This window comes from Pseudomonas sp. B21-031, assembly GCF_024748985.1.
Lineage (GTDB): Bacteria > Pseudomonadota > Gammaproteobacteria > Pseudomonadales > Pseudomonadaceae > Aquipseudomonas > Aquipseudomonas kermanshahensis.
Genome location: NZ_CP087181.1, coordinates 1,061,781 through 1,073,308, shown reverse-complemented (window position 1 = coordinate 1,073,308; position 11,528 = coordinate 1,061,781). Strand labels below are relative to the sequence as shown.

Below are 11,528 nucleotides of genomic sequence, written 5' to 3'. Positions count from 1 at the left end.
ATGGGCCGGCACTGGCACAATCAGTCTCAGACTTTTTCGCTGGTCACCTGCACATGCAACGCCCGCCCAGCCCCAAGCCCGAAAACAATGGCACCCAGGCCTAGCACGGCAAAGATCCACCCCAGTGCCGCCCAGCCACCGGTCAGGTCATGCACCAACCCCACCGCAAACGGCCCCATCGACGCCAGTGTGTAACCCACCCCTTGCGCCATGCTCGACAGGTTCGCCGCCACATGGGCGTCTTTGGAGCGCAGCACGATCAACGTCAACGCCAGGGCAAACGTCCCGCCCTGCCCTAGGCCCAGCAGCACCGCCCACCCCCAGAGCCCGGAAATAGGCGCATACAGGCAGCCAAACAGCCCAGCCAGGGTCACCAGCATGACAATCACGATGGCCAAGCGCTGGTCCTTGCCGCGCGTGGCCAGCCAGGGCGCACTGAGCGAGCTGATCAATTGCACGATCACCGAGCCCGACAGCACCAGCCCCGCCTCGGTTGGGCTCAGACCACGACCAATCAGAATCGAAGGCAACCAACCGAAAACGATATAGGCCAGCGACGATTGCAGGCCCATGTACAAGGTCACCTGCCAGGCCAATGGGTCACGCCACAGGCCACGCACCCGATAGGCAACCTTGTGCAGGCCGTGCCCTTGGCGCGCCTGCGGCAGCCAGACCAACATGGCCAACAGTGCCGGCACGGCCCAGAAGCCCAGCCCCAGCGCCCAGTTGCCTTCGTAGTGCTGGGCCAGGGGTACCGTGGCACCGGCCGCCATGGCCGCCCCCAGGCACAGCGCCATGGTGTAGACCCCGGTCAAGGTGCCGGCACGCTGTGGGAAGTCGCGCTTGACGATGCCCGGCAAGAGCACGCCGATAATGCCAATGCTGGCGCCGGCCATGAGGCTGCCCAAGAATACCCCGGCCACCCCAAAGGCACTGCGCACTGCAATGCCCAAGGCCAAGGTCAGGAGAATGCCGAGGATCACCCGCTCACTGCCAAAACGCCGCGCCAGCACCGGCGCCAGTGGCGCAAACAGGCCCAGGCACAGCACCGGCAAGGTGGTCAGCAAACCGGCCTGCGAGGCACTCAAGCCCAGGCCATCGGACACCAGGCCCAGCACCGGCGCCATGCTCGACAAGGCCGGCCGCAGGTTCAGCGCCACCAGTACCAGGCCCAGCAGCAACAGCCAGGGCCGGCGCAGCAGCACAGGCTGTTGCTGCACCTGCTCGTCATCGGCTTCGGCGTCGATCAGCAGTTCGTCGAGTTCCCGCTCGCCGGGCGGGTTGCTACGGGTCATTGATTCAGCCATGGGCTTCTCGTGGTCAGGATTCGATAAGGGTCCGGCTCAGGCGCTTGGCCCGCTCCGAATCACGATGCTCGATGGCGTCGAGGATTTCCCCGTGCAGATCGAACGTGGACTGGCAGCGCGGAACGGTGGTCATGTTGTGCTGCAGCGCAGCGGCCACCACGCCGGAAAAGTACCGGTACAACTCACTCAATGCCGGGTTGTGGGCGGCATCCACCAAGCGCTGGTGAAACACCAGGTCGCAGCTCACATACGCATCGATGTCACCGTGAAAATGCCCAGCGCTGCCCGCAAGGGCTTCACGCAACCCTTGCAGGTCGGTGTCGGTGCGGCGCAGCGCCGCCAGGCCGATGGCCTCGGCTTCGAGAATATGGCGGGTCTCCCGCGCCTGCTCGGGCGTGCAGCGGGACATCGCCTGCACCGCCATCAGCGGGTCCTGGGCCGTGCGCAGGTAACTGCCATCGCCCTGCCGGATTTCCACCAGGCCGCTGAACGCCAGCACGCGCATGGCCTCACGCACAGTATTGCGGCTGATGCCCAGTTCCTGGGCCAGCTCCGGCTCAGTCGGCAGGCGCTGCCCTACCTGCCAGTCGCCGTTGAGGATGCGCTCGCGCATGCGCTCCACGGCAAGTTCGACCAGGGAACGCTTGGTCAACTCTACGCTCATTACATTCAACCAATCATCCGATGAATTGCTGCAGCCTAATGGAAAGCCCTCTGAACAGCAAACCACCTGGTATTTCTGCCAGTTGTGAGCGGCACGCTTTATTGCAACGCTCGCTATACCGTTCCCGGATGCCCCTTCATGCGATTATCAGCCCTGCTTCTGATGACACTGGTGCTGCTGGCAGCGTGCGACCCGGCGCAGCACGCGCGCCAACCGAAAACCCTGATCATCGGTATCGAAGGCGTGCAACTCGAACGTTACGAAGCATTGGGCGACGCCAGCAATCTGCAGAAACGCCTGTATTACGGCAGCGCCTACACCGGCGGCATCACCGGCAAGGCCAGCGAACAGCCAACGCTCAGCGGCCCTGGCTGGGTCACCCTGCTCACCGGGGTCTGGAGCAACAAGCATGGCGTTGACTCGAATGCCGAGTCGCTGCGCGTCGCCCCGGCCTTTCCCAGCCTGTTCAAACGGCTGCGCCAGGCGCTGCCCACCGCCTACCTGTCCAGTGTGGTGAACTGGTCGCCGATCAACACCGCGTTCCTGCTCGAGGACGCCCACGGCAACGACGTACGCGAGAGTGGCCTATCCGACGATAACGTCATCGCGCGGGCGCTGCAGATACTCGACACCACGCCCGCCGACTTCACCTTCATCCAGTTGGGCGGACCTGACGCAGCCGGCCACAACGGTGGTTTCGACAACCGCTACCAGCAGGCACTGCGAAAGGCCGACAACCAAGTGGGGGAACTGCTGGACGCGGTCGAGCTACGCAGCCGCCGCCATCCGCGTGAAGACTGGCTGGTGATTGTCAGCACGGACCATGGCCGCGACTATTGGGGCAAAGGCCATGGCGGCGTCACGGAACAGGAAAAGACCATTTTTATCGCCAGCAATAAACCGCTGAACGAAGAACTGACTCAGCCTAGTGTCCCGCAAGAAAACCCTGGACCGAACAACCTGTACCGCCTGCCTGCGCAGACCTCAGTAGCGCCAACCGTGCTGCGGCACATGGGCCTGACACTGCAGCCGCAATGGCTACTCGACGGCACACCCCTGCTCGGTGACGCGGGCGCTCGCAAAGCAAGGGCCGATGAAGCCAATGCCCGCCTGCGCTGGCACAGTACCGCCAAAGGCTACCTGACCATCCTCAAGAACGGGCATGTGGTTGCACAAGTTCCGGCTGCCGCCGAACAGTGGACCGACCCGGACGGCATGGACGACGTCAACGACTATGTGCTGCTACTCGATGGCACGCCGGCAGCCGTACGCAACAGGCCTGCCAGCATGCCGTACAGCATCGAGGAAATAGCCTATTGAGAGCCAGGTTCAGCCCTGAAAGCAAAAACCCCGCCTGGCAGCCGATGCCAGGCGGGGTCAGATCGAAGCAGGCGGCTACGTGAGCCCGCCTTGATCAGTTCAGTGCATCGAGCAACGCCTGGTTCATTTCCGGCGTACCGATGGTAATCCGCAGGAACTGGGCAATCCGCGCCTGCTTGAAGTGCCGCACGATCACGCCTTGCTCACGCAAGCGAGCCGCCAACTCGGCGGCATCCTGCTGCGGGTGGCGGGCGAAGATGAAGTTGGCCGCCGACGGCAGCACCTCGAAGCCCTTGGCCGTCAGTTGCTCGACCAGCACTTCACGGCTGTCGATCACCTTGCGGCAGGTTTCTTCGAAGTAGGCACGGTCTTCGAACGCCACGGCTGCACCGACGATCGCCGCACGGTCCAGCGGGTAGGAGTTGAAGCTGTTCTTGATCCGCTCCAGCGCTTCGATCAGGTCCGGGTGGCCCACTGCCAGGCCGACGCGCAGGCCAGCCAGCGAACGGGACTTGGACAGGGTCTGGGTCACCAGCAGGTTGTCGTAGCGGCCTACCAGGCTGATGGCCGTCTCGCCACCAAAGTCGATGTAGGCCTCATCCACCACTACCACCGAATCCGGGTTGCCCTGCAGCAGCTGCTCGACCGCTTGCAGCGGCATCAGGCAGCCGGTCGGCGCATTGGGGTTGGGGAAGATGATCCCGGCATTCGGCTTTTTGTAGTCCTCGACGCGGATCTGGAACTGCTCGTCCAGCGCGACTTGCTCGTAGGCAATGCCGTACAGGCCGCAGTACACCGGATAGAAGCTGTAGCTGATGTCCGGGAACAGCAGCGGTGCATCGTGCTGGAACAGGCCGTGGAAGATGTGCGCCAGCACCTCGTCCGAACCGTTGCCGACAAACACCTGCCCCGGGGTGACGCCGTAGTACTCGGCCACCGCCTGCTTGAGCCGGTCACCGTTCGGGTCCGGGTACAGGCGCAGGTTGTCGTTCAGCTCGCCGCGCATGGCTTCTAGCGCCTTGGGCGACGGGCCATAGGGGTTCTCGTTGGTGTTGAGCTTGACCAGGCGGGCCAGCTTGGGTTGCTCGCCCGGCACGTAAGGCACCAGGTCCTTGACGAAGGGGCTCCAGAATCGACTCATGCTCAGTTCCCCTTCTCTTGGGTCAGGATACGGTATTCGGCGCTGCGGGCGTGGGCGGTCAGCGACTCGCCACGGGCCAGGACCGACGCGGTGTGGCCCAGCTCGGACGCGCCCTGCTCGGAGCAGAAGATGATCGACGAACGCTTCTGGAAGTCATACACCCCCAGCGGCGACGAAAAACGCGCGGTGCCGGAGGTAGGCAACACGTGGTTGGGGCCTGCGCAGTAGTCACCCAGAGCTTCACTGGTGTGGCGGCCCATGAAGATCGCGCCGGCGTGGCGAATCTGCGGCAACCAGGCCTGTGGGTCGGCGACCGACAGCTCAAGGTGCTCGGGGGCGATGCGGTTGGCCACTTCGATGGCCTGCTGCATGTCACGCACCTGGATCAGCGCGCCGCGGCCATTGACCGATTTCTCGATGATCTCGGCGCGTTCCATGGTCGGCAGCAGCTTGTCGATGCTGGCGGCAACGCGGTCGAGGAACTCAGCGTCCGGGCTGACCAGGATGGCCTGGGCGTCTTCGTCGTGCTCGGCCTGGGAGAACAGGTCCATGGCGATCCAGTCCGGGTCGGTCTGGCCATCACACACCACGAGAATTTCCGACGGGCCGGCGATCATGTCGATGCCGACCTGGCCAAATACATGGCGCTTGGCGGTGGCGACGTAGATGTTGCCCGGGCCGACGATCTTGTCTACCTGCGGCACGCTCTCGGTGCCATAGGCCAGCGCGGCGACGGCCTGTGCGCCACCCACGGTGAACACACGGTCGACACCGGCGATGCAGGCAGCGGCCAGTACCAGTTCGTTGACCTCGCCACGCGGGGTCGGCACCACCATGACCACTTCGGTCACCCCTGCAACCTTGGCCGGAATGGCGTTCATCAGTACCGAGGACGGGTACGACGCCTTGCCACCTGGTACGTACAGGCCTGCGCGGTCCAGCGGCGTGACCTTCTGGCCCAGCACGGTGCCGTCGGCTTCGGTGTACTGCCAGGAATCCTGCTTTTGCCGCTCGTGGTAGATGCGCACGCGCTCGGCGGCCTTTTCCAGGGCTGCACGCTGGGTGTCGGTAATGCGCGTCAGGGCAAGCTCAAGGCGCTCACGGCCGAGAATCAGGTCATCAATGGACTTAGCATCGACACCATCGAAGCGCTGGGTGAACTCCACCAGCGCCGCGTCGCCGCGCTCACGCACGGCCTTGATGATGTCGAGCACGCGCTGGTTGACCGCGTCATCGGACACACTTTCCCAGCTCAGCAGATGATCCAGATGTCGGGCGAAATCCGGATCAGCGGCGTTGAGACGGGCAATTGCAGTGGACACGGTCATGGCGAGGGCCTCGATTATTAGCGAATGCTCAGGCGCCCTAGGCTACCAGTCCATCCGCGCGGGCACCCGAGAAAAGTGGCTATGACGCGGATAGACGGGCGCGACAGCGGAGGTCGCGCGCAGGAGTCAGCCGCGGTGTCGCGATTCGACGGCCTTGCGCAGGGTGTCGATCAAGCTCTGGATACGGGCGTGCTGCATCTTCATCGATGCTTTGTTGACCACCAGGCGGGAGCTGATCGTGGCGATCATTTCCTGGGGTTCCAGGCCATTGGCGCGCAGGGTGTTGCCAGTGTCGACCACGTCGATGATCTTGTCGGCGAGGTTGATCAGGGGTGCCAGCTCCATCGAGCCATACAGCTTGATGATGTCGACCTGACGGCCTTGCTCGGCGTAATAACGCTTGGCGACGTTGACGAACTTGGTGGCCACGCGCAGACGGCCCTTGGGCTCAGGTGCGCCGACCACGCCAGCGGTCATCAGCTTGCAGCGGGCAATCTGCAGGTCCAGCGGCTCGTACAGGCCCTGGCCGCCGTACTCCATCAGCACGTCCTTGCCAGCCACACCGAGGTCGGCGGCGCCATGCTCGACGTAGGTCGGCACGTCAGTGGCACGCACGATCAGCAGGCGCACGTCGTCCTGCGTGGTGGGGATGATCAGTTTACGGCTCTTGTCCGGGTTCTCGGTCGGCACGATACCGGCCTCGGCCAGCAATGGCAGGGTATCGTCGAGAATTCGGCCTTTGGATAGCGCGATGGTCAACATGGGAAACGTCGGTCCTTAAGCGGCTACTGCCGGCCGGGCCTAGGCCCGACCTCATTCAATTCGTGTGTGGGAGCGGGCTAGCCCCGCGAACACCGGCAACGCCGGTGCCATACACCGCAGTGCCTCCTTCGCGGGACAAGCCCGCTCCCACATCGTGCGCCTGTGGGCTATTAACCCGGTACGCGGCGGATCTTGGCGCCCAGCATCTGCAGTTTTTCCTCGATGCACTCGTAACCACGGTCGATGTGGTAGATGCGATCGATCAGCGTATCGCCATCGGCCACCAGCGCCGACAGTACCAGGCTGGCGGAAGCACGCAGGTCGGTGGCCATGACTGGCGCGCCCTTCAGCGTCTTGACGCCAGTGACGATGGCGGTGTTGCCTTCGACCTGGATCTGCGCGCCCATGCGGTGCATTTCGTAGACGTGCATGAAGCGGTTTTCGAAGATCGTCTCGATCACCGCGCCAGTGCCTTCGGCGATGGCGTTGAGCGAGATGAACTGCGCCTGCATGTCGGTCGGGAACGCTGGGTACGGCGCGGTACGCAGGTTGACGGCCTTAGGCCGCTTGCCGTGCATGTCCAGCTCGATCCAGTCTTCGCCGGTGGTGATGTCGGCGCCCGCTTCCTTGAGTTTTTCCAGTACCGCTTCAAGGATGGTCGGGTCGGTGTCCTTGACCTTGACGCGGCCGCCGGTGACGGCTGCGGCGACCAGGTAGGTACCGGTTTCGATACGGTCGGGCATGACGCGGTAAGTGGCCGAGTGCAAGCGCTCGACGCCTTCGATGGTGATGGTGTCAGTACCAGCGCCCTGAACATTGCCGCCCATGGCGTTGATGAAGTTGGCCAGGTCGACCACTTCAGGTTCACGGGCAGCGTTTTGCAGCACGCTGCGGCCTTTGGCCAGGGCAGCGGCCATCATGATGTTCTCGGTACCGGTCACGCTGACGGTGTCGAAGAAGAAGTGCGCACCGCGCAGGCCACCCTCAGGCGCCTTGGCCTTGATGTAGCCGGCTTCGACTTCGATCTTCGCGCCCATGGCCTCAAGGCCACGGATGTGCAGGTCGACAGGACGCGAACCGATGGCGCAACCGCCAGGCAGGGCTACTTCAGCCTCGCCGAAACGCGCCACCATCGGGCCCAGCACCAGGATCGAGGCGCGCATGGTCTTGACCAGCTCGTACGGCGCGACCAGGGTCTTGATGGTGCGTGGGTCGATTTCCACGGCCAGCTTTTCGTCGATCACAGGCTCGATGCCCATACGCCCGAACAGCTCGATCATGGTGGTGATGTCGTGCAGGTGCGGCAGGTTGGCCACGGTGACCGGGCCGTCAGCCAGCAGGGTCGCCGCCAGAATCGGCAATGCCGCGTTCTTCGCGCCCGAAATGCGGATCTCGCCGTCAAGGCGAGCGCCGCCAGTAATAATCAGTTTGTCCATTGGAGTCTCGCCGCCAAGTTGGCTCAGGTGCGCTCAGCCCAGGCTGCGCTGCTGAAAAATTTCATGGTTACCGCATGGATGCTGCCATTGGCGATCCAGGGATTAAGGTGAGCATAGATCGCCTGCTGACGCTTGACCGGGCTCAGGCCAGCCAACTCGTCGCTGATCACGTTCAACTGGAAGTTGCAGCCTTCGCCTTCAACTTCGACCCGGGATCCCGGCAATTTTTCTTCAAGGAAGCTTTTAACTTCTACGGCCTGCATGCTCAACCTCAATCGGCGCCCGATGCGCACGGGTCGGCCATCATACAAAAAAGCCCCTCGCCTGCGAAGCCCACTGAGGGCGTGCGCTGACCGAGGGGCCATCCTTCAATGCACTGCCATCAAGTAGCCAGCACTTCATCGAGGTCATAGACCCCGGCAATTTCCCGCATGTCTTCGGGCATACCGCGTACCTCGAAGGCCTTGCCGGCCGCCTGGGCATCGCGGATAAACGCCAGCAGCAGCGACAGGCCGACGCTGGACGATTTCGCCACGGCCGAGCAATCCAGCACCATGTGCGGCTCGCGCGAGGCGTCGATCAATGCCTTGCCTTGCTTGCGCAAGGCCGGGCCACTGCGATAGTCCAGCACGCCTGCCAGGCGCAACACGCCTGGCTCGGCCATGCTTACCCCGGCCTCGCTCATTTCACTTCCTTGTCAGGCGAGCTGTCGGCAGCCTGCTTGGCCTTGGCCACTTCACCGGCCCAACCATCGATGGTCTTGTCCAGGTTGTTGCCGTTGCGCTGCATGGCATCGGCGAACTGGTCGCGGAACAGTTTGCCGATGTTGATACCGTTGACGATGACGTTACGCACCTTCCACTCGCCGGCAATGTTCTCCAGGGTGTACTGCACCGGGTACACGGCGCCGTTGTTACCGGTCACCTTCATGCCGACGCTGGCACGCTTGCCGTCATCAGCCTTGGCCGGGTCAACGACGATGCCCTGGTTGTTGTATTCCAGCAGGGCGTTGCCATAGAACTGCATCAGGCTGCGCTTGAAGTTCTCCTGGAAGCGCTGCATCTGCTCAGGCGTGGCCTTGCGTGAATACTTCACGGTCATGATGCTGCGGGAAATGCCGTCAGCGTCCACCACCGGGCCCAGGATGCGGTTGAGCGCATCGTAGAAGGCGTTGGGGTTGGACTTGTACTGATCCTTGTTGGCCTTGAGGTCGCCAAGCAATTCGTTGGTCGTGCCTTGCACCACATCGTGAGGCGTCTGCGCCGCCACGGTCAGCAAAGGGAAGGCCGCCAGCAGGACCAGCAGGCCACGTCGCAGGATCGAAATCATGGAAACTCCTTAATTAGCCGGTTGCGCTTCTTTCGGTTCCTTGCCAACGGAGTTGAGCAGGAACTTGCCAATCAGATCTTCCAGCACCAGTGCCGACTGGGTGTCATGGATGGTCGCGCCATCCTTGAGCACGTCGTCTTCGCCGCCCACGCTGATGCCGATGTACTTCTCGCCCAGCAACCCGGCGGTCAGGATCGAAGCAGTGGAGTCGGTCGGCAGGTTGTCGACGGTCTTGTCCAGTTGCAACGTCACCCGACCGGTGTAGGAATCACGGTCCAGATCGATGGCGGTGACCTTGCCGATCGTCACACCGGCCATGGTCACTTTAGCTCTGACCGTCAAACCGGCGATATTGTCGAAGTACGCATAAACTTTATAGGTATCGCTGCTCGGGCTGGCCGACAGCCCGCTGACTCGCAGGGCCAGCAGCAGCAGCGCCAGGATCCCGGCCAGGAGGAACAGGCCGACACCGATTTCCAGGGTGCGGTTTTGCATCAGAAATCTCCAAACATCAAGGCGGTCAGAATAAAGTCCAGACCCAGGACAGCCAACGAGGCATAGACCACGGTCTTGGTGGTGGCACGGCTGATCCCTTCTGAGGTGGGCTCACAGTCGTACCCCTGGAATACGGCGATCCAGGTGGTGACGAAGGCGAACACCAGGCTCTTGATCAAGCCGTTCAGCACGTCGTCGGTGAAGGAAACACTGTTCTGCATGTTGGCCCAGAACGAGCCCTCGTAGACGCCCAGCCAATCCACGGCGACCCACGACCCACCCCAGATGCCAACCACGCTGAAGATCAGCGCCAGCAGCGGCAGCGAGATGAAGCCGGCCCACAGGCGTGGCGCAACGATGTACTTGAGCGGGTCGACGCCGATCATTTCCAGGCTCGACAGCTGCTCGGTGGACTTCATGTTGCCGATTTCGGCGGTCAGCGCAGAACCTGCGCGGCCGGCGAACAACAGTGCGGTCACCACCGGTCCGAGCTCACGCAACAGGGTCAAGGCCACCATCTGCCCAACAGCCTGTTCAGAGCCGTACTTGGTCAGGATGCTGTAGCCCTGCAGCGCCAGCACCATGCCGATGAACACACCGGACACGACGATGATCGCCAGCGACAGCACGCCCACCGAGTACAGCTGCTTGGTCAGCAGTTGGAAGCCACCGCCAATGCCGCCACGCCCGATCAGCGCATGGAACAGGAACAGACAGGAACGCCCGAGCACGGCCAGCACGTCGATCGCCGAGCGACCGAACAGGCGAACACGTTCGAGTAAGGATTTTCTGCGCATCAACGCGCCCCCAGCAGGTCGGCGCGGTAATCAGGCGCGGGAAAGTGGAAGGGTACCGGGCCATCCGGGTCGCCTTTCATGAACTGGCGAATACGCGGGTTGTCCGACCCCATCAGCTCGTCAGGCGTGCCCTGCCCCAGCACCTGGCCATCCCCTACCACGTAGATGTAGTCGGCAATGCTGGCGGTTTCGGCCAGGTCGTGGGAAACCACGATGCTGGTGATGCCCAGGGCATCGTTGAGCAGGCGGATCAGGCGCACCAGTACCCCCATGGCGATCGGGTCCTGGCCGACGAACGGTTCGTCGTACATGAGGATCTGCGGGTCCAGGGCGATCGCACGCGCCAACGCCACCCGGCGCTTCATGCCACCGGACAGTTCGTCAGGCATCAGGTCGATGGCACCGCGCAGGCCGACAGCCTGCAGCTTCATCAACACGATGTCGCGAATCATCTCTTCCGACAGCTGGGTATGCACGCGCAGCGGGAAGGCCACGTTCTCGAACACATCGAGGTCAGTGAACAGCGCGCCACTCTGGAACAGCACGCCCATCTGCTTGCGCGCGTCGAACAGGTCGCTGCGCGACAGCGTCGGCAGGTTCTGCCCGGCTACCCATACCTCGCCGCTGGACGGACGCAGTTGCGCCCCCATCAGGCGTAGCAATGTGGTCTTGCCGCAACCCGATGGCCCCATGATGCCGGTGACCTTGCCGCGGGGGATGCGTATGTCGACATTGCTGAAAATGCTGCGCGAACCGCGCTTGAAGGTCACTCCCTTCAACTCGACCGCGTAGGCGCTATCCACACTCATCTAGACTCCTTGCTAGTGCAGCCTCGTCCTAGTGGACGCTTGCCCTCATCGTGAAGGCACACGCGCCCCTGACAGGCCGAATAGCGGCGAACTATAGCACCGCTGACAGGGCGGCCCCAAGGCCATGGAACGTGTCGTTC

At 63.0% G+C, this 11,528-nt stretch carries 13 protein-coding genes; 1 reads left to right on the top strand and 12 read right to left on the bottom strand.

Annotation, left to right across the window (positions count from 1 at the left end):
• Window positions 1-26: 26 nt before the first annotated feature.
• Window positions 27-1,307, bottom strand: coding sequence for an MFS transporter (locus LOY53_RS04860; protein ID WP_258703662.1), 1,281 nt, complete (start codon window positions 1,305-1,307; stop codon window positions 27-29).
• Window positions 1,308-1,320: 13 nt separating this feature from the next.
• Complete coding sequence (locus LOY53_RS04855; protein ID WP_252826788.1) at window positions 1,321-1,971, bottom strand: FadR/GntR family transcriptional regulator; 651 nt, start codon at window positions 1,969-1,971, stop codon at window positions 1,321-1,323.
• Between the two features lie 138 nt (window positions 1,972-2,109).
• On the opposite strand from LOY53_RS04855, the gene LOY53_RS04850 reads away from it, so the two are divergent.
• Window positions 2,110-3,291, top strand: a complete 1,182-nt coding sequence (locus tag LOY53_RS04850) for an alkaline phosphatase family protein (RefSeq protein ID WP_258703661.1) — start codon at window positions 2,110-2,112, stop codon at window positions 3,289-3,291.
• Window positions 3,292-3,385: 94 nt separating this feature from the next.
• On the opposite strand, the gene hisC is transcribed toward LOY53_RS04850, so the two are convergent.
• The 10 genes from hisC to LOY53_RS04800 all read right to left on the bottom strand — a co-directional run bounded on the left by hisC (window position 3,386) and on the right by LOY53_RS04800 (window position 11,388).
• Window positions 3,386-4,432, bottom strand: a complete 1,047-nt coding sequence (gene hisC / locus LOY53_RS04845) for a histidinol-phosphate transaminase (RefSeq protein WP_252826786.1) — start codon at window positions 4,430-4,432, stop codon at window positions 3,386-3,388.
• A 2-nt stretch (window positions 4,433-4,434) separates the two neighbouring features.
• Window positions 4,435-5,760, bottom strand: coding sequence for a histidinol dehydrogenase (gene hisD / locus LOY53_RS04840; RefSeq protein ID WP_099453007.1), 1,326 nt, complete (start codon window positions 5,758-5,760; stop codon window positions 4,435-4,437).
• Between the two features lie 126 nt (window positions 5,761-5,886).
• On the bottom strand, window positions 5,887-6,522 hold the full coding sequence (hisG, locus tag LOY53_RS04835; protein WP_027595617.1) for an ATP phosphoribosyltransferase: 636 nt from the start codon (window positions 6,520-6,522) through the stop codon (window positions 5,887-5,889).
• Window positions 6,523-6,692: 170 nt separating this feature from the next.
• Complete coding sequence (gene murA / locus LOY53_RS04830) at window positions 6,693-7,958, bottom strand: UDP-N-acetylglucosamine 1-carboxyvinyltransferase (RefSeq protein ID WP_099453006.1); 1,266 nt, start codon at window positions 7,956-7,958, stop codon at window positions 6,693-6,695.
• A gap of 23 nt (window positions 7,959-7,981) precedes the next feature.
• Window positions 7,982-8,221: a BolA family protein gene (locus LOY53_RS04825; protein WP_003255121.1), complete on the bottom strand. Its 240-nt coding sequence runs from the start codon at window positions 8,219-8,221 to the stop codon at window positions 7,982-7,984.
• Window positions 8,222-8,340: 119 nt separating this feature from the next.
• Window positions 8,341-8,643, bottom strand: coding sequence for a lipid asymmetry maintenance protein MlaB (locus LOY53_RS04820; RefSeq protein ID WP_252826784.1), 303 nt, complete (start codon window positions 8,641-8,643; stop codon window positions 8,341-8,343).
• Window positions 8,640-9,287, bottom strand: coding sequence for a phospholipid-binding protein MlaC (locus LOY53_RS04815; protein WP_252826783.1), 648 nt, complete (start codon window positions 9,285-9,287; stop codon window positions 8,640-8,642). The genes LOY53_RS04820 and LOY53_RS04815 overlap by 4 nt, the downstream gene beginning before the upstream one ends.
• A 9-nt stretch (window positions 9,288-9,296) precedes the next feature.
• Complete coding sequence (gene mlaD, locus LOY53_RS04810; RefSeq protein ID WP_027595613.1) at window positions 9,297-9,782, bottom strand: outer membrane lipid asymmetry maintenance protein MlaD; 486 nt, start codon at window positions 9,780-9,782, stop codon at window positions 9,297-9,299.
• Complete coding sequence (mlaE, locus tag LOY53_RS04805; protein WP_027595612.1) at window positions 9,782-10,579, bottom strand: lipid asymmetry maintenance ABC transporter permease subunit MlaE; 798 nt, start codon at window positions 10,577-10,579, stop codon at window positions 9,782-9,784. The genes mlaD and mlaE overlap by 1 nt, the downstream gene beginning before the upstream one ends.
• Entirely contained in the window at window positions 10,579-11,388 is an 810-nt protein-coding gene (locus tag LOY53_RS04800; RefSeq protein WP_016501329.1) for an ATP-binding cassette domain-containing protein, read from the bottom strand. Before LOY53_RS04800 ends, mlaE begins: the two co-directional genes overlap by 1 nt.
• Window positions 11,389-11,528 lie beyond the last annotated feature (140 nt).

Coding starts and splice junctions, on each gene's coding strand:
- LOY53_RS04860 (WP_258703662.1), bottom strand. CDS start 1,307: ATGGCTGAATCAATGACCCGTAGCAACCCGCCCGGCGAGCGGGAACTC.
- LOY53_RS04855 (WP_252826788.1), bottom strand. CDS start 1,971: ATGAGCGTAGAGTTGACCAAGCGTTCCCTGGTCGAACTTGCCGTGGAG.
- LOY53_RS04850 (WP_258703661.1), top strand. CDS start 2,110: ATGCGATTATCAGCCCTGCTTCTGATGACACTGGTGCTGCTGGCAGCG.
- hisC (WP_252826786.1), bottom strand. CDS start 4,432: ATGAGTCGATTCTGGAGCCCCTTCGTCAAGGACCTGGTGCCTTACGTG.
- hisD (WP_099453007.1), bottom strand. CDS start 5,760: ATGACCGTGTCCACTGCAATTGCCCGTCTCAACGCCGCTGATCCGGAT.
- hisG (WP_027595617.1), bottom strand. CDS start 6,522: ATGTTGACCATCGCGCTATCCAAAGGCCGAATTCTCGACGATACCCTG.
- murA (WP_099453006.1), bottom strand. CDS start 7,958: ATGGACAAACTGATTATTACTGGCGGCGCTCGCCTTGACGGCGAGATC.
- LOY53_RS04825 (WP_003255121.1), bottom strand. CDS start 8,221: ATGCAGGCCGTAGAAGTTAAAAGCTTCCTTGAAGAAAAATTGCCGGGA.
- LOY53_RS04820 (WP_252826784.1), bottom strand. CDS start 8,643: ATGAGCGAGGCCGGGGTAAGCATGGCCGAGCCAGGCGTGTTGCGCCTG.
- LOY53_RS04815 (WP_252826783.1), bottom strand. CDS start 9,287: ATGATTTCGATCCTGCGACGTGGCCTGCTGGTCCTGCTGGCGGCCTTC.
- mlaD (WP_027595613.1), bottom strand. CDS start 9,782: ATGCAAAACCGCACCCTGGAAATCGGTGTCGGCCTGTTCCTCCTGGCC.
- mlaE (WP_027595612.1), bottom strand. CDS start 10,579: ATGCGCAGAAAATCCTTACTCGAACGTGTTCGCCTGTTCGGTCGCTCG.
- LOY53_RS04800 (WP_016501329.1), bottom strand. CDS start 11,388: ATGAGTGTGGATAGCGCCTACGCGGTCGAGTTGAAGGGAGTGACCTTC.